This is a genomic window from Nocardia sp. JMUB6875 (assembly GCF_041154655.1).
Taxonomy (GTDB): domain Bacteria; phylum Actinomycetota; class Actinomycetes; order Mycobacteriales; family Mycobacteriaceae; genus Nocardia.
In genome coordinates this window covers 1-22510 of the sequence record NZ_BAAFGR010000137.1, presented here as the reverse complement: position 1 = coordinate 22510, position 22510 = coordinate 1, and the positions used below count along the sequence as shown (strand labels likewise).

The 22510-nt window shown below is 67.7% G+C and carries 22 protein-coding genes; 6 read left to right on the top strand and 16 right to left on the bottom strand.

Translation table 11 applies throughout. From position 1 onward, the window contains the following. The 3 genes from ACAM49_RS29170 to ACAM49_RS29160 form a co-directional block, all read left to right on the top strand. On the top strand, positions 1-1637 hold a 1637-nt coding region (locus ACAM49_RS29170), incomplete at its 5' end, for an AMP-binding protein (RefSeq protein ID WP_369638757.1). 92 nt (positions 1638-1729) lie between these two features. Then, entirely contained in the window at positions 1730-2587 is an 858-nt protein-coding gene (locus tag ACAM49_RS29165) for a lysophospholipid acyltransferase family protein (RefSeq protein ID WP_369638756.1), read from the top strand. A gap of 180 nt (positions 2588-2767) precedes the next feature. Continuing rightward, on the top strand, positions 2768-3913 hold the full coding sequence (locus tag ACAM49_RS29160; RefSeq protein WP_369638755.1) for an acyl-CoA dehydrogenase family protein: 1146 nt from the start codon (positions 2768-2770) through the stop codon (positions 3911-3913). A 17-nt stretch (positions 3914-3930) separates the two neighbouring features. Here ACAM49_RS29160 and cax read toward each other — a convergent pair whose 3' ends face one another. Beyond that, a complete protein-coding gene (gene cax, locus ACAM49_RS29155; protein ID WP_369638754.1) occupies positions 3931-5070 on the bottom strand; it encodes a calcium/proton exchanger in 1140 nt (379 codons plus the stop codon). A gap of 95 nt (positions 5071-5165) precedes the next feature. Beyond that, positions 5166-5849 carry an aryl-sulfate sulfotransferase gene (locus ACAM49_RS29150; protein ID WP_369638753.1) on the bottom strand — a complete coding sequence of 228 codons (684 nt, stop codon included), beginning with the start codon at positions 5847-5849 and terminating at the stop codon, positions 5166-5168. 92 nt (positions 5850-5941) lie between these two features. Here ACAM49_RS29150 and ACAM49_RS29145 point away from each other — a divergent pair, with 92 nt between their 5' ends. Together ACAM49_RS29145 and ACAM49_RS29140 are read left to right on the top strand one after the other, a co-directional pair. Continuing rightward, a complete protein-coding gene (locus tag ACAM49_RS29145) occupies positions 5942-7444 on the top strand; it encodes a thioesterase domain-containing protein (RefSeq protein ID WP_369638752.1) in 1503 nt (500 codons plus the stop codon). Between the two features lie 55 nt (positions 7445-7499). Beyond that, the gene (locus tag ACAM49_RS29140) at positions 7500-9146 is read left to right on the top strand and encodes a DUF222 domain-containing protein (protein ID WP_369638751.1); all 1647 of its coding nucleotides are present in this window, start codon (positions 7500-7502) and stop codon (positions 9144-9146) included. A 221-nt stretch (positions 9147-9367) separates the two neighbouring features. Here the strand turns inward: ACAM49_RS29140 and ACAM49_RS29135 are convergent, their stop codons facing one another. The 13 genes from ACAM49_RS29135 to ACAM49_RS29075 all read right to left on the bottom strand — a co-directional run bounded on the left by ACAM49_RS29135 (position 9368) and on the right by ACAM49_RS29075 (position 20765). Then, on the bottom strand, positions 9368-10588 hold the full coding sequence (locus ACAM49_RS29135; protein ID WP_369638750.1) for an RNA polymerase sigma factor: 1221 nt from the start codon (positions 10586-10588) through the stop codon (positions 9368-9370). Position 10589: 1 nt separating this feature from the next. Then, positions 10590-10931, bottom strand: coding sequence for a YciI family protein (locus ACAM49_RS29130; protein ID WP_369638749.1), 342 nt, complete (start codon positions 10929-10931; stop codon positions 10590-10592). Beyond that, positions 10928-11530 (bottom strand): dihydrofolate reductase family protein, encoded by a 603-nt coding sequence (locus ACAM49_RS29125; protein ID WP_369638748.1) that lies wholly within the window; start codon positions 11528-11530, stop codon positions 10928-10930. The genes ACAM49_RS29130 and ACAM49_RS29125 overlap by 4 nt, the downstream gene beginning before the upstream one ends. Before the next feature lie 94 nt (positions 11531-11624). Continuing rightward, positions 11625-11996, bottom strand: a complete 372-nt coding sequence (locus ACAM49_RS29120) for a hypothetical protein (RefSeq protein WP_369638747.1) — start codon at positions 11994-11996, stop codon at positions 11625-11627. Positions 11997-12200: 204 nt separating this feature from the next. Further along, on the bottom strand, positions 12201-12536 hold the full coding sequence (locus tag ACAM49_RS29115; RefSeq protein ID WP_369638746.1) for a hypothetical protein: 336 nt from the start codon (positions 12534-12536) through the stop codon (positions 12201-12203). Positions 12537-12571: 35 nt separating this feature from the next. After that, positions 12572-13663: a glycosyltransferase gene (locus tag ACAM49_RS29110; RefSeq protein ID WP_369638745.1), complete on the bottom strand. Its 1092-nt coding sequence runs from the start codon at positions 13661-13663 to the stop codon at positions 12572-12574. A gap of 33 nt (positions 13664-13696) precedes the next feature. After that, positions 13697-14650 (bottom strand): alpha/beta hydrolase, encoded by a 954-nt coding sequence (locus tag ACAM49_RS29105; protein ID WP_369638744.1) that lies wholly within the window; start codon positions 14648-14650, stop codon positions 13697-13699. Beyond that, positions 14647-15516 carry a PIG-L deacetylase family protein gene (locus ACAM49_RS29100; protein ID WP_369638743.1) on the bottom strand — a complete coding sequence of 290 codons (870 nt, stop codon included), beginning with the start codon at positions 15514-15516 and terminating at the stop codon, positions 14647-14649. Before ACAM49_RS29100 ends, ACAM49_RS29105 begins: the two co-directional genes overlap by 4 nt. Before the next feature lie 33 nt (positions 15517-15549). Beyond that, positions 15550-16554 (bottom strand): hypothetical protein, encoded by a 1005-nt coding sequence (locus ACAM49_RS29095; protein WP_369638742.1) that lies wholly within the window; start codon positions 16552-16554, stop codon positions 15550-15552. Next, a complete protein-coding gene (locus tag ACAM49_RS29090; RefSeq protein ID WP_369638741.1) occupies positions 16551-16910 on the bottom strand; it encodes a RidA family protein in 360 nt (119 codons plus the stop codon). Before ACAM49_RS29090 ends, ACAM49_RS29095 begins: the two co-directional genes overlap by 4 nt. Further along, positions 16907-18004, bottom strand: a complete 1098-nt coding sequence (locus tag ACAM49_RS29085; protein WP_369638740.1) for an alpha-hydroxy acid oxidase — start codon at positions 18002-18004, stop codon at positions 16907-16909. The genes ACAM49_RS29090 and ACAM49_RS29085 overlap by 4 nt, the downstream gene beginning before the upstream one ends. Then, positions 18001-19374: an amino acid permease gene (locus tag ACAM49_RS29080; protein ID WP_369638739.1), complete on the bottom strand. Its 1374-nt coding sequence runs from the start codon at positions 19372-19374 to the stop codon at positions 18001-18003. The genes ACAM49_RS29085 and ACAM49_RS29080 overlap by 4 nt, the downstream gene beginning before the upstream one ends. 221 nt (positions 19375-19595) lie before the next feature. Continuing rightward, on the bottom strand, positions 19596-20765 hold the full coding sequence (locus ACAM49_RS29075; protein ID WP_369638738.1) for a hypothetical protein: 1170 nt from the start codon (positions 20763-20765) through the stop codon (positions 19596-19598). A gap of 120 nt (positions 20766-20885) precedes the next feature. On the opposite strand from ACAM49_RS29075, the gene ACAM49_RS29070 reads away from it, so the two are divergent. Then, positions 20886-21467, top strand: coding sequence for a TetR/AcrR family transcriptional regulator (locus ACAM49_RS29070; RefSeq protein WP_369638737.1), 582 nt, complete (start codon positions 20886-20888; stop codon positions 21465-21467). A 3-nt stretch (positions 21468-21470) separates the two neighbouring features. On the opposite strand, the gene ACAM49_RS29065 is transcribed toward ACAM49_RS29070, so the two are convergent. Further along, positions 21471-22510: chromate transporter (locus ACAM49_RS29065; RefSeq protein ID WP_369638736.1), on the bottom strand; the 1040-nt coding region annotated here is incomplete at its 5' end.

Genomic DNA, 22510 nt, shown 5'->3' with positions numbered 1-22510 from the left:
GGGATGTCGCCACGATGTTGATGGACCGGTTGGGGGATCAGCGGCTCGGGTTGCGGACTCGGGAGCGTGACTGGACTTGGGACGCGGTGGTGCGGGAGTCGGCGGCGCGGGCCGAACTGGCGCGAGAGTTGCGGCGGGAGGGGCCGTTTCATGTCGGGGTGCTGCTCGACAACGTGCCTGATTTCGTCTTCTGGCTGGGGGCTGCCGCGCTCGCCGGGGCCACCGTGGTCGGGATCAATCCGACGCGGGGAAATGCTCAGTTGGAGGCCGATATTCGGTATGTCGACTGCCAGCTGATCGTCACCGACGCGGCGGGCATGGCGAGGCTGGGTGGGCTGGATCTGGGGCTGGAGCCGGAAAGGTTTCTGCTCGTGGATGATCCGGACTACCACGAGCGGGTCGAGGCGCATCGCGTCGAGCCGGTCGCGCATGCGGGACCGGAAGCCTTGCTGCTGTTGCTGTTCACCTCCGGAACCACCGGAACCTCGAAGGCCGTCAAGTGCACCCAGCGTCGTCTGGCGGCGATCGCGTACGGAGCGAGCGACAAGTTCGGCCATGTCCGCGAGGACGTCGACTACTGCTGCATGCCGCTGTTCCACGGCAACGCCATCATGGCGCTGTGGGCTCCCGCGTTGGCCAACGGCGCGACGGTCTGCCTGACCCCGAAGTTCTCCGCGTCCGGATTCCTCTCGGACGTAAGGTATTTCGGCGCGACCTTCTTCACCTACGTCGGCAAGGCGCTCGGCTACCTGCTGGCCACTCCGGAAATGCCCGATGACGCCGACAACACCCTGGTACGCGGCTTCGGCACCGAGGCGTCGGTGGCCGATCAGGCGGAATTCCAGCGCCGCTTCGGGGCGCGGCTGTTCGAGGGCTACGGCTCCAGCGAGGGCCCGGCCCTGGCCGCACTCGACCCGCAGGCCCCGCCGTCGGCGCTGGGTCGCCCGGCGCATCCGGGTGTGGCCGTGGTGAATCCGGCGACCCTCGCCGATTGCGCGCGAGCGGTACTGGATGAATACGGCCATGTATTGAATCCGGACGAAGCCGTCGGCGAGATGATCGACAAGGCGGGCGCACTCGTCTTCGAGGGCTATTACAAAAACGATGTGGCGGATGCCGAGCGGTTGCGGAACGGCTGGTATTGGACCGGCGACCTGGGATATATCGACCAGTCGGGATTCTTGTATTTCGCCGGGCGCAAAGGCGATTGGCTGCGCGTCGACGGTGAGAACACCTCGACACTGCTGATCGAACAGGTGATTCGACGGCACCCCGCGGTCATCGCCGCGGCGGTGTACGGCGTCCCCGATCCGCGCTCGGGCGATCAGGTGATGGCCGCCATAGAGGTGGCCGATCCCGCCGCCTTCGACGTCGCCGATTTCGCCGAATTCCTCAGTGCCCAAGATGATCTCGGCAGCAAGGGCGCACCCCGGCTGCTGCGGGTCTCCGGCGACCTCCCGGTCACCGGCTCGAACAAGGTGCTCAAACGCGAACTCCAGGAGCAACGCTGGCACACCGGCGAACCCCTCTACCGCTGGGCCGGTCGCGGCAAACCCGAGTACGAGCCTTTCACCGCCGCCGACAAAGAGGAACTGAAGGCAGAGTTTTCCACATTCAGTCGCCTGAACCTGTTCTAACCCTCGGTCTGTGACCTGCGCGAGCTTTCGTTAGCATGGCGTTATCGAAGGCTCTTGCAGGGAGGGTTGTTTTGTCTCGTACCGACAGTCATTTGTCCGATTCTGATACGCCGAGGGGGCTCTCGGACGGCGCGCCGTTGCACGTCGATCTGACCGAAACCGATCGCCGCATAATCGATCTGCTCATCGCCCCGTCGCGGGCCTGGTTCAGTCCGCGCTTCTACGGGATGGAGAACTTCCCGGCGGAGGGCCCGGTCCTGCTCGTCGGCAATCACAGCCTCGCGGGCGGCACCGACGCCCCGCTGCTGGCCCACGAGATCCTGGTGCAGCACGATCGGCTGGTGCGGGGGCTCGCCGAGAACGTGCTCATCGATGTGCCGGGTCTGCGAGATGTGTTGCACCGCTGGGGAATCGTGCGCGGCAACCGCCGCAACTGCACCACGCTGCTGGAGAAGGGCGAGGCCGTCGCGGTGTTCCCGGGCGGCGGTCGCGAGGCCATGCGCGGCAAGGGGCAGAAGTACCAGCTGCTGTGGGAGGGCCGCACCGGCTTCGCCAAGATGGCGATCCAGACCGGCGCGCCTATCGTTCCGACCGCCATGATCGGTGGTGACGACATCTATGACATCGTCTTCGACGGCGACCACCCGGTCATGCTGCCGCTGCGCAAGGCCGTCGAGGGCCTGGGCCTGCGCTCGAATCTCACCCCGCCGCTCATCCGCGGTCTCGGCCCGACCCTGATCCCCAAGCCGGAGCGTTTCTACTACGCGCTCGGCACCCCGATCGACACCACTCCCTGGCGCGACGCCGAGGACCTCGACGCCGCCGCGATCGAGCTGCAGATTCTGGTGAAGAAGGCCCTCGAAGGTGAACTGGACTTCCTGCTGGCCGAGCGCGACCGGGATCGCGGTCGCAGCCTGCTCGGCCGCACCCTGGGCCGCTTCGGCCTCTGAGGATCCGCTCTGACTTCCCGGTAGGTTTACCGAAGTTCAGGCTCTCCGTTCCGCGACGTCAACGGCGACTGTCGCAGTTCGGACCACTTTCCGGCCCCGTGAAGTTAACCTCCGTTCGACTTTCGAGTACCGTATTGGGCACAGGCGATGGTGCCGATGTGGTCACTGTAGGAGGTTGGCGTGGAGCGCACCCTTTTCGAACCCGAACACGAGCTGTTCCGGGAGTCGTTCCGTAAGTTTCTCGATCAGCATGTGGCTGCGAACCACGAGCAGTGGGAGCACGACGGCATCGTCGATCGCTCGGTCTGGCTGGAGGCCGGCAAGCAGGGGTTCCTCGGCATGGCAGTGCCGGAGCAGTACGGCGGCGGGGGCGTCAAGGATTTCCGCTACAACGCCATCGTAACCGAGGAGGTCACCAAGGGCATGTACTCCGGCCTGGGTTTCGGTCTGCACAATGACGTGATCGCGCCCTACGTGCTGGAATTGGCCAATGAGGAGCAGAAGCAGCGCTGGCTGCCGGGCTTCTGTTCGGGCGAGATCATCACCGCCATCGCCATGACCGAGCCCGGCACCGGCTCGGATCTGCAGGGCATCAAGACCCGCGCGGTCAAGGACGGCGACGACTGGATCCTCAACGGCTCCAAGACCTTCATCACCAATGGCATCAATGCCGACATCGTGATCGTGGTCGCCCAGACCGATCCGGCCAAGGGCGCCATGGGCTTCTCACTGCTCGTGGTCGAGCGCGGCATGCCCGGTTTCGAGCGCGGCCGCAATCTCGACAAGATCGGCCTCAAGGCGCAGGACACCGCGGAGCTGTCCTTCACCGATGTCCGCGTCCCCGGCAAGAACCTGCTCGGCACCGAGGGCCAGGGCTTCATCCACCTGATGCAGAACCTCCCGCAGGAGCGCCTGTCCATCGCGGTGATGGCCGCCGCCGCCATGGAAGCCTGCCTGGAGCTCACCTGCCAGTACGTGCGCGACCGCAAGGCCTTCGGCAAACCCATTGGCGCACAGCAGAACACCCGCTTCGTGCTGGCCGAGCTGGCCACCAAGACCACCGCGGTGCGGGTCTTCACCGACCGCTGCATCGAGCTGCTCAACCAGGAGAAGCTGACCGTCGAAGAGGCCGCCATGGCCAAGATGTGGTCCACCGAGGAACAGCTCGACCTGATCACCAAGTGCCTGCAGCTGCACGGCGGCTACGGCTACATGCGCGAATACCCGATCGCCAAGGCCTACATGGACGCCCGCGTCCAGACCATCTACGGCGGCACCACCGAGATCATGAAGGAAATCATCGGCCGCAGCCTGAAGCTCTCCTGATCGGGACCGCAGCCCTGCTAACCCCACCAGAACGCGGTGGCGATCATCGCGTAGAGGGTGACCAGGGCTGCGCCCTCCAGCCAGTTGGAGTCGCCGTCGAGGACGACCACGATGGTTACCACCACTGCTAGCAGGAGTACGACCAGTAGCAGTGGGGGGAGGACCAGGGTGAAGGAGGCTCCGACCAAGGGGGACAGCAGGACCAGGGCCGGGGCGACCATCATGGCGATCTGGATGGGGCTCTGCAGGATGATCGACAGGGCGTGGTCGGCCTGGTTGCGGTAGGCCAGGTGGATGCCGACCACGTTCTCGACCGCGTTGCCGGCGATGGCGACGATGACCAGGCCGGCGAAGGCCTGGGAGATGTGCAGGGAATCCATGGCGGGGGTCAGGGCGGCGACGAACCAGTCCGAGACGAAGGCTGCCGCCACGCCGGTAACCGCGAGCATGGTGGCCGCCAGCCAGAGGGGCCATTTCACCTGCGGCTCCTCGGTTTCGGGCTGATCGGCGGTGTCCGCCTGACCGGAGCTGCCGGACTGCCCGGCGGTGGGCGCGGGGGCTTCCTGCCGTTTCAGCGCCGCGGGCAGCGACAGCGCGAACAGCCCGAGCAGCAGGACCGACACCACGATCGACAGCGCGCGTTCGTGCCCGGCGGCCGGGGTGTGCAGCAGCGCGGTGAGCGCCGGAACCACCAGGGCCGCAACGGAAAGCGTGAGCATCAGTGACAGCCTGCGGGCCGCGGCGGTGTCGAAGCGCTGCACGCCGTGGCGCACCCCGCCCGCGATGAAGGCCAGCCCCAGCACCAGCAGCACATTGGCCAGGATCGAACCGACGATGGTGGCGGTCGCGACCTGATACAGCCCGCTCTTCAGCGCGAACAGCACCACGAACAACTCCGGCAGGTTCCCCAGCGAACTCTGCACCACCCCGGTCGCGCCCGCGCCCAGCCGTTCCGCGACCTGCTCGACACTGCGGCCGACCAGCGCGGCCAGCAGCGCGAGCGCCGCACCGGAAACGATGAACGGCACCACCGTGCCGCCGACCTCCGCGTAATTGGTCACCGCGGCCGCGACCGTCACCGCGCCGGCGAGTCCGATGAGCCGCGCGTCCGAGCCCGAGAACACCATGGGAACGATCATCCCCACTCGGACCGCCATACGGAGAGGTTCGGGCTCGCGACACGCGAATTCGCTCCACCTCGCCGCGCACCGCCCGGCCTGCTCGCCGGGCTGCTCGCCACCGCGACCGATGCTCAGGCCGACAGCCAGGGAATCTCCGACGCGGCGTAGCGGTAGGCGCGGAAGATGGCGTTCGAGACACCGGGGAAGACCTGGGCGGTAGCGGGATCCGGGTACTCGGTGAAGGACGGGACCACATACTCCCAGCAGATGCGCTGTGCCGGAGTCACTTCGAAGATGCGGCCGAAGGCGGCCTCGGTGATGAGGGTATTGCCGTTGGCGAGCCGCTGCGCGCCGCCCATGTACGGGGTGAAGAATGCCTCGCGCGGTGAATCCTGGTACTTCCAGACGATTTCGCCGCTGGCCGCGTCGAGTTCGAGCACCCGGCTGTAGGTCACCGACTCGCCGGTCCGGAAGGTGCCGTTGTCGAACAACAGGATTCGGCCGTCACCCACCGGGGTGGCGTGATGCTGCTGCGCGACGGTGGCACGATCGGCGAGCAGCGTGTATTTGCCGCTGCCGCGCTCGATGAGCAGGACCGCCGAGACGCTGCGCAGGCTGGCGATCACGGTGTGCTCGTCCAGCGGATGCACGCTGTTGATGAGCGGCCAGTGCTCACGCCAGTAATGCGGCTGCAGCACAGCGTCTTCCGGATCCAGATGCTCGGCGGCCCGCCACTCCCACAGCACGCTGCCGTCGGCGGCGACCTCGCGGATCACGTCGGCCCACACCACCCCGTCGGCCTCGGTCCCGGGCACCCCGCCCAGAATGCGGTCGGCCGCAGCGCCTTCCAGCGGTTCGACGGCCGGCGGGACCCGGTGTGGCGCGCGGATATCGGGGACGGGCCGGGTTGACGGCGTCGCGGTTCATCGCGAATCCGTTCGGTGCGCCGGGGGAGCGGCTGTACCGGACCGGGGACCTGGTGCGCTGGATGGTCGACGAGAACGACTCGGGGACAGCCGGTTTGGTGTTCGTCGGGCGATCCGACTTCCAGGTGAAGGTGCGCGGGCAGCGGCTGGAGTTGGGCGAGGTCGAGACCGCGCTGACCGACTTGGCGGGGATCGAACAGGCGGTCGCGATCGTGGACGGGTCCGACGGCGAAAGTGACAGTGCCGCAGCCCGTCTGATCGCCTACGTCGTGCCCGAATCGGGGCATGAGATCGATCCGGTGGCCGTTCGCAGATCGGTCTCCGAACGGCTGCCGGGCTACATGGTGCCGGATGCGGTGCTGGTGCTCGACGAACTGCCGGTGACCGCCACCGGCAAGATCGATCGCCGGGCCCTACCGCGACCGGAATCCACACCCCAGCGGTTCCGCGCACCGGCGACCCGTCTCGAACAGCTCATCGCCGACGTCTTCGCCGAGGTGCTCGGCGTGGACCGGGTCGGCGCCGACGACGACTTCTTCGCCCTCGGCGGAAACTCGCTGACCGCAGTACAAGTCGTCTCCCTGGTTCGATCGCGCAGCGGGAGCCAGCTGCAATTCGGCCGGCTCTTCTCCGACGCCACGCCGGCCGCCCTGGCGCGGACGCTCGAAAGCGGGACGAATACCCTGCCGATCTCCCTGGGCGTTCTGACTCCGCTTCGATCCTCGGGCAGCCAGCCTCCGGTGTTCTGTATCCATCCCGGTGGCGGACTCTCCTGGGTCTACGGGTCGCTGGTACCGCATCTCGACCCCGACCGCCCGGTCTACGGCCTCCAGGATCCGCACATCGTCGCCGACGAGGATCGTCTGGACTCGGTGGGCGCGTACGCGGACCGCTATGTCCGCGAGCTCCTCGAGCGGTTCCCCGGCACCACTTACAACCTCGTGGGTTGGTCGCTCGGCGGGCAGATCGCCCACGCCATGGCGGTCCGCCTCCAGGCCCTCGGCCACTCCGTCGGCCTGCTGGCGCTCGTCGACGCCACCCCGGAAACCGGTGTGGGCCGGGTCAACGAGCCCACTCGCCAGGATGTCACCACGGCCATCTCCCGAATCCTCGGCGGCTGGCAGGACGCCCTGAACCTCGACGAAACCCCCGACGTCGACAACCTCGACGACTTCTACGCCCTGATCGCCGACCGCATTGCGGCCACCGGAATGCTCTCTCCCCAACAAACCCAACGGGTCCTCGCCAGCTTCTCCAACCCGCTCCCATACAACCCCGGCCGCTTCACCGGCGACGCCCTTCTCTTCACCGCAGCCCGAGAATCCAACCGTTCCCAATTCGTCGACGCCTGGCGACCGCACATCACCGGCCGTATCGACCGAATCAGCATCGACGAATGGCACACCGCAATGCTCAACGCCGAAAGTGCCGCCCACATAGCCCCGTTCCTGAACTCGCGACTCCCGAAAGACGTTGATAGCTAGAGGTTTACAGTGCGTGTTGCTTCGATCATGCTGTCGTGTCGCGAGATTCGAAACTATGATCGAAGGCATGGGTGATTTCGCTGCTGAGATGGCTGCCGACCGGGAACTGGTCGAGCGGCTCCGCGGCGTGCACTCGCGGATAGCTGTGTTGCAGGCCGAAGAAACGACGCTCATGACACGGCTGTACGAGCGCCGCCGCGCTCAGCAGATCGACCTGGGGGTCGGTCTGCTGTACGCGGGGGAGAGCACCGCCACCGAAATCGGTGTCGCACTGAAGATGTCGCAGCGCTCCGCGGACAACCTGATCAACATCGGCCTCGACCTCAAGCACCGCTACCCAACCACCGCGGAAGCCTTCGCTGCCGGACGTATCGACCTGGCGCACGTGCGTGCCGTGCGGGAAACGCTGACCAACGTGTCCGAGGACCTGCTCACCGAGCTGGAGCCGAAGATCGCCGCATACGCGGAAAACGCGGACCCGCAAAAGGTTCGGCGCACCGTGCGCCGCTGGCTCACCGAAGCCGACCCCGAAGGCCAGGCGAAGCGCCGCAAGGAAGCCGAAGCCGACCGCTACGTCAGTGTCGAAGCCGCCGACAACGGCACCGCCACTCTGGGCGGAACGCTCCCCGCCGCCGGTGGGCGCACCCTGTACGAGCGGCTGCGCGAGATGGCCTGCACCCAGGTATGCAGCGAAGACCCGCGCACCCAAAACCAGCGCCGCGCAGATGCTCTCGTTGCCCTCGCCGATGGCACCGGCCGCCTGACCTGTCAGTGCGGTCGCGCCGACTGCCCGCGCGCCGCGTTCGATGCAGTGGCTCCGGTGGCGCGCAAGGCGTTGGTGCAGGTCGGTGTGTCGGCGGAAACCCTTGCGGGCTTGCAGGACAACCCCGCCCTGCTTGCCGGATTCGGCGCGATCGACGCCGACCTGGCGCGTCAGATCGCCCGCCACGCCCGCTTCGAGATCATCACCGCCCCCGACACCGCCACCTCAGCCCCCACCACCACGACCGCCACCACCATAACAACGACCGCCGCCACCGCTGCTGGCGCCGCCACGACCGCTGCTGCTGCTGCCACCACCACCGCCACGGCTGCTGCTGCCGCCACCGCCGCTGCCGCCACCGCTCCAGGTGCGTCCGCTTCCGGCGCGTCTGCTGCTGGCACCGATTGCCTCGTCGAGGCTGAGAAGGGAAGTAGCGTCAATGAATTGACCTACCGGCCCAGTGCGCGCGTAGCGTCGCGGGTGCGTGCGCTGGATGGGATCTGCCGTGCGCCCGGGTGTCAGGTTCCTGCCGCTGATACCGATCTTGATCACCAGGATCGGTTCGACCACGACAACCCCGGCAACGGTGGCCCCACCAGCGAACAGAATCTGGGGGCGCGGTGTCGACGGCATCATCGGCTCAAGACTCTTGCCGATAATCACCGCAATGGGTGGAAGGTTGATCATCTCCCGGATCGGGAGGTGCAATGGACCACGCCCACCGGTGATTCGGTCACCACCACCCCCGAAGGAACACCGTTCCTGTTCCCCAGCGTGCCGGTTCCACCGGTCACTGCTGCGGGAGTGCCTGACGCCGAGACGATCTCCCCATTCATCGATCCAGGCCCGGTAATCAACGGCCTGATGGAGATGATGCACGTCTACTGCACTCCCGCCCAGCGCAAGGCTTTCTGGCGCTCCCGCCCCAACCGGGTGTAATTCGTCTTCTATCTCTAAAAGGTGATCCGTGCAGTCCGTGGTCCGGAACGTGAGTTCCGCCTCCTAACTTGGCGTCAGCCCAAGTCCGGTAGGGCAGGCGACGCAACCACACTGCCCCGTACATCCCAACGCGAGCAATCCAATCGGCAGTGATCAGCCCAAGGAGTCTTCCCCCGGGTTACCTGACCTCATGCACTCTGAATCACATATTCCGGCGACCCTCAGAGGGATTCGAGCCGACCCTGAAGATAGTCACGCTCGGCAGCGTTGCGCGCGGCGGCTATGGCGGACTTGTAGGCCTGGGCGGCTTCGGGTTTGCGGCTTAGACGACGGAGGAGGTCGGCCCGGACCGCGTGGTAGAGGTGGTGATCGTCGAGGTCGAGTTTCTCGAGAGCGGACAGGGCCGCGGCGGGACCTTCGACTTCGGCCAGAGCCACGGCTCGGTTGAGGCTGACCACCGGGCTGGGCGCGAGCACAGTCAATTGGTCGTAGAGAGCCAGGATTTGGGGCCAGTCGGTGTCGGCAGCCGTAGGAGCGTCAGTGTGAACGGCTTGGATGGCGGCTTGGATTTGGTAAGGCCCGGGGTGGTTGCGGCGGAGGCAGCGGCGGACCAGGGTGTGCCCCTCGGCGATCAGATCGGAGTCCCAGAGGGTGCGGTCTTGTTCGGGGAGGGGGATCAGGTCGCCTTCCGGGGAAGTCCTTGCGGCGCGGCGGGATTCGGTGAGCAGGAGTAAGGCAAGCAAGCCCCAGACTTCCGGCTCGTCGGGCATGAGGTCGGCCAGAACCCGGTTCAGGCGAATGGCTTCGGCGCACAGGTCGGCGCGGGTCAGCTGGTCGCCGGCGGTGGTGGTGTAGCCCTCGGTGAAGATCAGGTAGAGCACCGCGAGCACGGTGTCGAGGCGGGCGGGGAGGTCGGCGTCGGAGGGGATTCGGTATGGGATGCGGGCGTGGCGGATCTTGGCCTTGGCGCGGGTCAGGCGTTGCGCCATGGTGGGTTCCGGGACGAGGAAGGCGCGGGCGGTTTCAGCGGTGGTGAGGCCGCCGAGCAGGCGGAGAGTCAAGGCCACCCGGGCATTGGGGGACAGGGCCGGGTGGCAGCAGGTGAAGATGAGACGTAGGCGGTCGTCGGGCACAGGGCCCTCCTCGGCGGGTTCGTCGCGCTCGTGCAGGAGGGCGGCCTGGGCGTATTTATCGGCGCGGGCGGCGTCGCGGCGGAGGCGGTCGATGGCGCGATTGCGTGCGGTGGTGATGATCCAGCCCGGCGGGCTGGGCGGGACACCGTCCGACGGCCAGCGGTCGACGGCGGTGGCGAAGGCGTCCTGAACCGCGTCCTCGGCGATATCGACATCGCCGAAGACGCGGATCAAGCTGGCGACGGCGCGACCGTAGTGCTCGGTGAAGACCGCCGCCACGGACGCGACATCGACTGAGCCGGAAGGCATATCAAGAATCCTGGATCGGCCGGACCTCGATCGGCAGCCCGATGACGGCGGCCATGCGGCGCCCCCAATCCAGTGCCTCGTCCAGGTCAGCGGCCTGCAGCACCGTGAATCCGCCTATGTGCTCCTTGCTTTCGGCGTAAGGCCCGTCAGTGATGAGGACCTCGGAGCCCTGGCGGCGGAGCACGGTGGCCGTGTCCGGTGCGTGCAGTCCGGCGGCGAACACCCAGGCACCGGCCTTCTGCATCTCGGTGTTGAGCGCTGCCAGGTCGCTCATGATCTGGTCGAGATCATCCGGCGGCGCGGTGTCGTCGGGCTGGTAGATGCTGAGCAGGTACTGGGTCACAGCGACTCCTCTCCGGCGGGACGGTAGGTGGCGATGATGACGCCGGTCGTCGTGGTGACACTGTCGGCCAGCCGCAGCCGGCCCACGTCGACGCCGTCGAACAACCGGATGCCGGGACCGACCGTCAACGGGTGGATCGAGAGCAGGTACTCGTCGCTCATGCCCGCGCGCATGAGCGAACGCAGCAACTCGCCGCTGCCGAGAACAACGAGATTCAAATGGGGACGATCGGCCAGCAGTTTCTGGACGGCCGCCACCGCGTCGCCTGCCAGCAGGGTGGAGTTCTGCCAGGGGAGTGGTTCGCGCAGGGTACGGGACGCGACGAATTTCTCGGTCTTGTCCAGCACCTCGGTATACGGGTTGTCGGTTTGATGCGGCCAGAACCCGTAGAAGTCCTCGTAGGTGCGGCGACCGAAGAGCAGGCCTCCGCCGCTGTGGGCCGCCATATGCCTGCCCATGACCTCGGCCTGAACCGGATCGGCATATCGATGCGCCCAGCCGCCGCCGGTGAAGCCGTAGCGCGTGTCCTCGTCGGCTCGCCCCGGTGCCTGCATGACGCCGTCGAGGGTGAGGTTGACGACCGCGGTGATCGTGCCCATGTTCGCTCCTGGGAGTCTGCCCGGCCAGGTCGCCGGGTTCATCTCCTACACGAACGGCCCACCGCGAATACGACACCGCGGCCGCGAAAAATCCTCAGACCTCGAGGCCCTCTTCGATGTCCTTGAGTCGATGCCGCGCCAGCGCCAGATTGCCGCGCGCACGATCCAGCGCGACGTAGAGGAACAGCCCGTGAGACCGCCGCCCCCGGAGCGGCCGCACCAGGTGGTACTGACTGCTCAAGGTGATGAGGACATCCTCGATCTCCTCATTGATGCCGAGTTGCTCGATGGTACGCAGCTTGGCCCGGACCACCTCCGTATTGCCCGCGGCCGCGATCTCGATATCGAGATTCTTACCGCCCCCGAGCATGCCCAGGGGCATCCCGCTGCCGTAGTCCACCACGGCCGCGCCGATGGCGCCATCCAGCATCATCATGTCCTTGAGTGCAATCTCCAAGTCCGCCATGGATCTTCCTCTCGTGCGGCGTGACGGGTTCTCGCGTGCGGTGACGCTACGCCCGACCGGCCCGCGCGATGCGGGGTTTGCTGAAGAATTCCGCAAGGTATGCAATTAACAAGTTACGCAATCAGATAGGGGAGCTGCGCGGTGAATAAACAGCGGGCGCTGCCCGATCCGGCAGCGCCCGCAGGTTTTCAGATTCGGCTCGGCTCAGCCGCAGAGGCTGCCCGGAGCCGTCGCGGCGTTCAGGAACAGCAGAGCCTCTTCCTTTTCGGCGGCACCGCCCGGCAGCTGCTCGGTCAGATGCTCCTTGGTCAGCCCCGCCGCCAGCGCGCTGCAATCGGCCTTGCCGACGTCGATGGCGGCCAGCTGCTGATCCAGATCGGTCAGCAGCTCACCCTGCGCCTGCAGATAATTCACGAACACCTGCTCCTGCGCCGTTAGCGCCCGCTCCGCCCCGGCCACCCCCGTAGCCGTCCCCACCAGCAATGCCACCCCGGCAGCCATCACTCCGACACCCGAAGCGAGACGGCTCTTTTTACCCACGAACTCTCCTTCATCATCGAACGAACCCGGCGAGCCTAGCCGACCAACCCCGTCAAGCGTGCGGCGACGGCGGCAAGGGTTGGCATGGTGGACATTTCGGCGGCGACCTCGCGAGCGGCGGTGGCCAGATCGGGGTCGGTGATGAGGCGGTTGATGCTCGCGGAGGTGATGCGGCGGGGCGGGATGGACAGGCCGCAGCCGCGTTGCTGGATGAGGGCGGCGTTCCAGCCGCGGTCGCCGGTGTCGGGGGTGAGGATCTGCGGGAGACCGGCTCTCAGCGCGGCGTAGACGGAACCGGCGCCGCCGTGGTTGATCATGGCGGTGCAGGTGCGCAGGGCGTCGCTGAGGATGGTCCAGCCGACCGTGCGGATATTCGGGGGCAGGGCCTTGCGACGGGTGACGCCGCGGTCCGGGCGGACGATGACGAATTCGGCGTCGACCTCCGGAGCCGCGCGCAGGACCGAGGTGAGGAACGGCGTCGCGCGGTCGCCGAGCATTGTGCTGCGAGTGACCAGGATTCGGGGGCGGTGGGGGGGCGCGGCGAGCCAGTCGGGCATGGGCGGGCCGGGCGTGGAGAAGGGGACGTACCGCATGGGCCAGCCGGGGATGGAGACGATGCTGGGCGGGGCGATGCTGAGCGCGGCGGCATCAACGGTGTGGGGGCTGGACAGGCGGTCGAGGAGACTGGCACAGACGCGTTCGCCGTGGTCGAGGCCGATATTGTGCAGGACGGCAGGGATTTTCAGGTGCTCGGCGGCGATGGACGCGACGGCGGCGAAGGGCTCGTGGATGATCAGGTCGGGGGCGTAGTGCTCGGCCAGGGCCTGGACTCGGGTCCGCATGTTGTCGTTCACCGGTCGGAAGACGCGTGCCGCGACCATCGGATCGGCAGAGCCGAGGATCGCATTGCGGGCCGCCACCGGATGAAAGGCCAAGGCGCGGACAGGGACTCGGACACTCATGGGATCGGCGATGCTCACCGTGGGCAGCTGGTCTCTCAAAACGCCGACCACCTCGTCCCCCGATCCGAGCAGCACCTCATGGCCGGCCGCGCGCAGATGCAGCGCCAGCGGCAGCATCGGGAAGGCGTGGCCGATCAGCGGGGTGGCGATGAACAGTACTCGCACCCTGGAACTCCCGTTCTCCCCGACGAATTCGAACTATGGGCCCAACGCGGTGGCCAGCACCGGCCAGGCGGTGGCCAGGTGGTCGCGCCAGTAAGGCCAGCTGTGGGTGCCCGCCGGGGCGAGGTCGTAGGTGGCGGGGATGGCCAGGGCCGCCAGCTCGCGGCGCAGGAGGTCGGTGCACAGGCGTGTACCGAATTCAATTGCGCCACCGTTGATCACGACGTCCGGGAGGTCGGGGGTGGCCGCGTTCTCATGCTCGCCGGGCAGGCCAGAAGCGGCGTAGATATAGAGGGCCTTGCCGGTCAGCCGGTCCGCGTGGGTGAGGACATCGTGGGCCGTCCAGTCAGGATCGGTTGCCAGGCCCCACATATTGTCCGGGTCGGAGCCATTGGTACCGACGATGTATCGGAGTTCGGCCTGGCCGATCGCGTCGCTGGTATTGAAGCAGCCGCTCAGAGCCGCGACGGCCGAGTACAGGGCGGGTGCGCGTTCGGCCAGCATCATGGCGGACTGCGCGCCCATGGAGATGCCCAGAATCGCGTTGCGGCCGTTGCCGTCGTAGCGGGCGTTCAGCAGCGGCGGGAGTTCCTGGGTGAGAAGGGTTTCCCACTTCTGGTGGCCGCGTACGGGATCGTCGCGCTGCCAGTCGGTGTAGTAGCTGCCCGCCCCGCCGACGGGAAGCACAACATTGACGTCCTTGTCGGCGAAGAAGTCGACCGCGCCGCCCTGAGCGGTCCAGTCGTTCTGGTCCGGGCGGGCCGAGTCGATGCCCTCGAGGAGGTAGAGGGTCGGCCTGGGTCCGGTGGCGGCCTGCGGTAGGAGGACATCGATTTGGACGGTGGCCGCCATGGCGGGGGAGCGGACGTAAACCTGTAGCCAGCGGTCGGTGACGGGGACGATGCGCTCGATGTGTGCGGTGGCATCGGCCCGGGCAGGCGGTATCCCGGCCCAGCCGAACAGCATTGCCAGCACCGCGATCCATCTCATGACGGCTGGAACCTCCAGACGGGCTCGCCGCCGCGGACGGCATGGGCGCGGCGCAGGATCTCGCGCAGGCGTTGCTCGCCGCCCAAAGCTTTTGTCTGGGTGCGGTATTCCGCGATGGCGCGCAGTTTGAGGGTTTCGAGTGCATTGCTCAGCGGGAAGGCCGACATCGACCACTGCTCGCGTCGAACCGGGAGCCCGGCCAGCTCGGTGGCGTCCGGGCCGCGAGCCAGCAGCGACATGGCCTCCATTTCGAGACCGATGCCCGGGCTGGCGCGGCCCGGGGCAGAGCGGTAGGGGAACGGGCGGAGCCGAGAGACCGGATGGCGGCGGCGATTGCGTTCGGACAGTGCGTTGAAGTCCTCGTAGAACAGGATTCGCGGATCACCGCGGGCGGCGGTGAGGGCACCGACGGCGACGATCACGTGGTCGACGTGGTTGCCGATGCCCAATGGGGCCAGTACCAGCGTGCTCTCGGAATTCAGCAGGCCGCGGATCGTGCGGGCGACCGTCTCGGTGTACGCGCCGCGCGCCAGATCCGCGGAGGTCCGGAACAGGGCCAGGGGACCGCGTGGCGGTGGATCGCGGAACAGTCGCTCGAACAGTCCGAGGCGTCGGGCACGAGCCCCCAGAGTGGACAGTGCCCGATCGTCCTCGCTGATCCGGGATGCGTAGTCCGAGAAGGCTTTCTGCCGCTTTCCGCCGTCTCGCCCCGCTCCCTCGGCCGAGAATACGGTGAGCACCTCGACCGCCTGCCCCCGGCCGGCGCGTGCCGCGATCAACCCGCCCAGCGACAGCACCGCATCATCGAAATGCGGTGATACCACCACCACACGGCCCGCGGCATCGAGCCTCCGGGAGAGATCCATCGATCCTCACCGTACCGACCCGTCCGATCCGGCTCAATCCCGTTCGAGAATGCTGGTCACCAGCATGGTGTGGTCCTCGAGCCGCCGCCGCACCGTCCAGCCGAGTTCGGCGAACGCCTGCTCGTATTCGTGCCGCGTCCACAGCCGGACGCCGGTGACCGCGTGGTAGATCTCGTAGGTGGGCGAGAACCACGGCTGCTGTGTCCAATTCGGGGCCTCGAGCAGATAGCCGTCGCCGATCACCAGCCGCTGCAGATTGGGGAACCAGTCCATCCAGCCGCGCAGTACGGCGGCGATGCCGTCGCCGTCACTGGCCAGCTGGTGCAGCAGGAAGAAGGACATGGCCGTGGTGACGCTGTCGCGGTCGACGGCCGACAGCCAGGCTGGCGGGGTCGGCTCGGGCTGGACGGAACCGGCCAGCAGGGTGATGCGGTCGGCTAGGCCGCGGGTGGCGAGTTCGGCTGTGGCGGTGCTGATTACGACGTCCTCGATGTCTACGCCGAGGAAGCGTTCCTGTTCGGCGATTCCGGCCAGCGCCATGACGCGACCGGCATCCGCGCAGCCGAGATCGATGGTGCAGCCCGGGGTTCCGGTCGCGATGGCGCGGCCGATGGCTTCGAAGATCTCCGGCCGCCGTCGCGCGATGTCGGTGCATCCCCTGGCAACCTCGCCGGGTTCCGTTGCGGCGTGAATGTATTCGCGATGCGGGCTCTCGGACAGCTGCCGGAACGTGGGCTCCCACCCGCGCACCGCCACCCGCACGAAGCCGCGGTTCTTGCCGACGTCGTGCCCGGTGTGGGTGAGCTGGTAGCGGTGTCCGCGCCGGATCAGGAATCCGGCGCGCACCAGACCCTCGGCGACGGTGTGCTGGATACCGGTGGTGGGCGCGATGGTGTCACCGCCCAGCAGGGTGACCCACCAGCCCCAGTCATCGGCGGCGACGATGAGCTGGCCGGCGGTCTGGCCCTCGATGACGTCTCGAATGGTGAAATCACCGATGGCGGAGGAGGAATGGAGGAGCGGGGTGACTGCGGTCATGATCGATCTTCCTGAGCGGTGGCGATGGCGATCGCCTGGATTTCGATGAGCAGCCCGTCGATGGGCAGGGTGGTGACGGTGGTGATCCGCGCCGGTGCGGCCGTCGGGAAGTAGGTGGGGAACAGGGCGTTCCAGGCCGGGAACCAGGCGCGGTCGGCCAGGTAGCAGTCGAGGCGAAGAACCCGGGTGCGGTCGGAGCCGGCGGCGGCCAACGCCTGGTCGAGCTGGCGGAAAATCTCTTTCGCCTGGCCCTCGAAGGTGTCGGAGAGAACGGCCAGAGTCTCGGGATCGATGGCGGCCAGACCCGAGGTGAACACGAGGCCGGAACCGGTGCGGGCCGACGGGAACGCGGTCATGAGCTCGCCCTGACGATTCGGCTGGAATCGATCTCCGCGATGCCGGGAGTCCCGGCCAGGATCATCAGCGTGCGCAGCTCCTCGGTGAGCAGTTCCAGCACCCGATCCACGCCCGCCTCGCCCGCCGCGGCCAGCCCGTAGATGGCGGCGCGGCCGATGATCACCGCGTCCGCGCCGAGCGCCAGGGCCAGGAAGACGTCACTGCCGGTGCGTATCCCGCTGTCCAGCAGGATGGGTACGTCCGGCCCGACGGCCGCGCGGATGCCGGGCAGCATGTCGAGGCTGGCCGGTGCCGGATCCACCTGCCGCCCACCGTGATTGGAGACGACCAGACCGCTCGCACCGATGGCCACGGCCTGTTCGGCGGCGGCGGGCGTGAGCACGCCCTTGGCGATCCAGGGCAGTCCGAAGCCGGTGGCGGCGGTGGCCAGGGTGGCCCAATCCCACACCATGCCACCGCGTTTGAGCAGCTGGCCGAAGATCTCCGCGACGCCGGGCGCGCCGTTCTCGCCGGTGAGGTTGCCCGCGAAATGGCGTTGGTCGGGGTCGAAGCGGTTGGCCATGTTGCGGGTGCGGAAGCCGCCGACGGGGCAGTCCAGGGTGACGCACAGCGCCTCGTAGCCCAGCCGGGCAACGCGGTCGGCGACGGCTCCGACGTGCCCGAACGGATGCACCTGCGCGATGCGGGCCGCCCCCGGCGCGGCGGCCCGCACCCGCTGGTAGGAATAGCTGCCCGCCTCCGGCACCACGGACAGCGCTCCCCGGGCCTGCGCGGCCCGGGCCACCGCCGGATGTCCGTCGGGGTGGAACAGGGCGTCACCGCCGAACGGGGCGGTGAGAATCGGTGTCTGCAACGGCATTCCGAGGATCTCGGTGCGGGTTGACGGGGAGCCGACGCCGCTCATCGGGGCCGGGAGGATGCGCCAGCGGTCGAAGGCCGCGCGATTGTCGCGCAGCGTGATCTCCTTGCCCGCACCGCCCTCGACGAAGTCCATGACCTCGGCGGGGAGGGCGGCCGCGGCGGCACGGTGGATTTCATCGAGGGTGCCGAAATCGACGCGGGTGGGGTAGAAGCTGTCGAGTTGGGCGGTCACGCGGCACCTCCGGCGGGTACGGGCACGGGCAAGGCTGTATCGGGGGCGGTGGCGGCGTGTGCGCGGCCGTAGAACAGGTAGATCCCCAGCCCGGCAGCACTCCAGATCACGAATCGCAGCCAGGTCAGCGCCTCGAATGTGGTGGCCAGCCAGATACATCCGGCGATGGCGGCGACCGCCACCGCGGGCAGGAACGGCACCCGGAACGGGCGCGGGCGGTCGGGCGCGGTGCGGCGCAGGATGAGCACGCCCAGCGCCACGATCACGAAGGCGAACAGCGCGCCGATATTGACCAGCTCCGCCACCGTGCCGATGGGCAGGAATCCGGCGACCGCGGCGACGATAGTGCCCAGCAACAGGCTCAATCGGACCGGAGTGCCCCGGGAACCGGTGTGGCACAGCGCCTTCGGCAGCATGCCGTCGCGGCTCATGGCGAACACCAGCCGGGTCGGGCCGTAGCAGACCATGAGCAGGCCCTTGGTGAGGGCGACCACCGAGGCCACCAGGATCACCTTGCCGATCCAGCCCGCGCCGAACGAGGCCAGCGCGGTCGCGACCGGTGCCGCGTTATTCAGGCTGGAATACGGTGCGACGCCGGTCAATACGGCGCTCACCGCGACATACAGCCCGGTGGCGATGACGACCGAGCCGATGATGCCCCAGGGCAGATCGCGGCGCGGATCGCGGGTCTCCTCGGCGGACGTGGCGACGACATCGAATCCGAGATACGCGAAGAACGCCAGCGCCGCCCCGGCCGCGATGCCGTGCACGCCGAACGGCAGGAACGGCGACCAATTGCCGGGATGCAGATGGGGCGCGCCGACCGCGATCACCAGGACGAGCACGCCGATGGTCAGGGCCACCAGAGTTTTCACCACGGCGGCGGTGAGTTTGACCTCGAAGACGAGCACGCCGATCAGCGCGGCGACAATGAGCACCGCGGGAAGATTGATGATGCCGCCGTCGCTGGGGCCCGCGGAAATCGCCTTGGGCAGTGTCACTCCGAATAGCGAATCCAGGGCCGCGCCGAACAATCCGGACCAGCCGATGGCGATGGCCGATGCGGCGACGGCGTATTCGAGCAGCAGATTCCAGCCGACCAGGAAGGCGGGCGTCTCGCCCAGCGTTTCGCGGGTGTAGGTGTAGGCGCTGCCCGATAGCGGCGTCATGGAGGCGAGTTCGCTGTAGCACAGCGCCACCAGCGCGCAGATGGCCCCGGCCAGCACGAACGACAGGACGATGGCCGGTCCCGCCTTGGTCGCGGCGGCGACGCCGGTGGTGACGAAGATGCCCGCGCCCACGATGGTGCCGACACCCATGGCGATGAGGTCTACCCGGCCGAGACTGCGGGTGAGTGTTTGTGCTGCCATTGCTGGAATCCATTCGGAGAGAATGTGTTTGAGCTGTATGCATTCCAGTGAAAGGGGCTGAGTTTATGTTGCGGTGAACTCGCGTAACCACTTTGTTTCGCCTGATTCGGAATTGGCGGCAAAGGAATTATGGATCGGCATGAGTTATTGCGCGCGAACGTAATTCGCGCGTGAAATTGCGTGACATTCGATTGGATTTGTCGAATGTGACAGGCGTTCTGCTATGCGGTTGTCGTGATTTTCCGAGCGGACGACAAGTCCGCGGCGCGCGCCATTGCGCGCCGGCGGACGACGGCGGTGGCCACGGCCACCAGGATCAGGACGGCCGCGGCGGCGAGCACCGCGGCGCGCATGGTGGCGGCCGTGGCGATCGCGCCGAAAGCGACCGTCGAGACCGCGGCGCACGCGTAGGCCACGCCCGCGAAACGGGACGAGGCGCGGGCGTGCTGGTCGGGAGGGGTTGCGGCACTGACGATTCGGAGACCGGCGCGGTAGGCGAGACCCTGGCCGCAACCCGCCACCAGGCCGCCGCAGAGCAGCAGGGGCAGGCTGGGGATCCAGGAGACGGCCGCGGCCAGGGTGATTCCGGCGATGATGATCCACTGGGCCGAAACCGGCTCGGCGGCAAGCTTGTTCGGCGGCAGCAGGCGTTGCGCCAGCCAAGCGGCGACGAGATAGAGCGTTACGGGCAGGGCCAGTAGGGCGAGATTCGTGGTGCCCAGGAGTTCGGCGCCGTAGCTCGGCAGGAGCGCGACCACGAGACCGGCCGAGACCCAGGCGGCAATTCCGCTGAGATATCCGGCGATTCGGGGTTCGGTCGTGGCGGCTGTCGTGAGGGTGGCTTGTTTCGGGGTTGCCGGAAGCATCGCGCGGTCGCCGACCACCGCGACTGCGGCGAACGTGAGCAGTACCGCGTGCGCGAGGTAGACGGTCACGCCGGGCGCGGGCAGGTACTGGGCGATGACGGCGGCGGCGATGGTGCCGAGCGCCGATCCGAGCACGGTGGCGACCGCCATGGCCGTGCGGCCGCGTTCGCCCTTGCGCTCCAGGATCAATCCGGCCAGCGAACCGGTCACCAGGCCCACCGACAATCCGGCGCAGATTCGCGCGGCGACCACCGGCCACGGTGAATGTGCCACGGCCATGGCCAGATCCGCGGTGACGCCGAAGGCGCTACCGACGCCGATCCGCCACCACCAGGCTTGCCTGCCGGGTGGCGTGCCGAGGATGGCCAGCGTCGGAGTGAGCGCGAACAGGTACGCGGCGAAGATCGCGGTGATGAGCAGCGGCGCGAGCGTCCAGGCGTGCCGGTAGTACGGCATCATCCCGGTCGCCATATTCGGCTGGGCCATGATCAGCACCAGCAGCGCACCCGGCGCGGCTGCTCGCATCCTGAGGCTCCTAAGTGAGGAGATCTTCTCTGTTAGAGAATACTTAACTGAGAAGAACTTCTCTACTCGAGTGCCGCGCGGCGATCACGGTCCGCGTTCGCGCAGGATGGAGGCGTGCCCGTGAACACCCGCAGTGATGCCCAGCGCAGCCGAGTGCTGCTGGTCGACGCGGTCCAGAGCCTGTTGCGAACCGGCCGGATCGGCTTCTCCATCCCCGAACTCGCCGCCGAGGCGGGTGTCGGCGTCGCCACCGCGTACCGGCATTTCCCCACCCCGCAGGACGCACTGCAGGCGTTCCACCGCCGCGCCATCGAGCAATTGGTGGAAGCCCTGGCTGCCGTCGAGGCCGACCTAGACCCGGTCGACCGCTTCCACCGCTGCTGCCGCACCTGGATCGACCAGGCCGCCCAATGGGGCCCGGCCGTCCGCTACGTCCGCAGCTCGCGAGGCTTCATCGAGCGCCTGTCCGCCGGCGACGAATCCATCACCGCCCTGCACGACATGCTCGCCGAAGTCCTCAACTCCCTGGCCCTGCAAGGCAAAACCACCGAATACGACGTCACCTACGCCGTCCTGCTCTGGATCACGATCTTCGACGAACGCGTCGTCTACGACCTCACCGAACACCGCAATTGGACCACGGGCGAGGTGACCGACCACCTGACCAGAGCGGTGGCGGGCGCCCTCGGCATCACGATCTGAATTTCAGCCGACAGGCCATCCCACAAGCGCCGCACCGACGCCGAGCAACCCCGCGCCCAGCAGCGTGCTGACTACCCCGCGCCGGGCGGCCAGCAGCCACACCGCCGCCGCACCGAGCACCGCGAACTGCCAGACGTGTTGCAGCGCAAGCGCGAGCGGAATCGCGGATCCGGCAATCGCGCCGATGACGGCCGGACCGGCCCCGGTGAAGAACGCCTGCACCCGCGCATCGCCGCGCAGCCGGTCGAAATAGCGGCCACCGGCCAGCACGAACAGGAACGACGGTGCGAAAGCCACTGCCGCAGCCAGCAACCCGCCCGGAACTCCCGCCGCGGCGTAACCGACCACCGCTACCGTCTGTACGACTGGCCCTGGCGTGATCTGGCCCAGCGCAACAGCATTGAGGAACTGCCCGCCGGTCATCCACCCGTACCGGTCGACCGCGTCCGCCTGCATCAGCGGAATGATCACGAACCCACCGCCGTAGGACAGCGCCCCGACCTTCAATGCCACCCACGCCAGGGCTCCCAACCCGCCACCCGCGATTCCAGCCGCAGAAGCCAAAGGCCAGGCCGCAAGCCAACGTCGGGACGATCCGTCGCCTCCCGGCTCTCTGTGCGTCGGTTTGTTGCGGATCAGAATCTCTGCCAGGCCTGCCGCGAGTAGAACGAGGACGAGCCAGGGGCCGATGAGGGCGGCTGAGGTGAGACCGGCTGTGGCGTAGGCGATCCAGCGGGCTCGGGCGGCGCGACCCTTTCCGGCGCGCTGCCAGCTGGCGGGGATCAAGGTGGTGGCGGCGTGGATGGCTACGGCTGCTACCGCCGATCCGGCTCCGGCCGCCGCGCCGCGGACCCAGGCCGGATTGTCGGAGGCCAGGAAGATCGCGGCCAGGGCCAGGATCAGGACCAATCCCGGTGTTATGAAGCAGAATCCGCCTATCAGGGCTCCGGCGCGGCCGCGGAGGCGCCAGGCGGTGTAGATGGCCAGCTGGGTGGAGGCCGGGCCGGGGAGGAGGTTGGTGGCGGCGATGGCGTCTTCGAAGT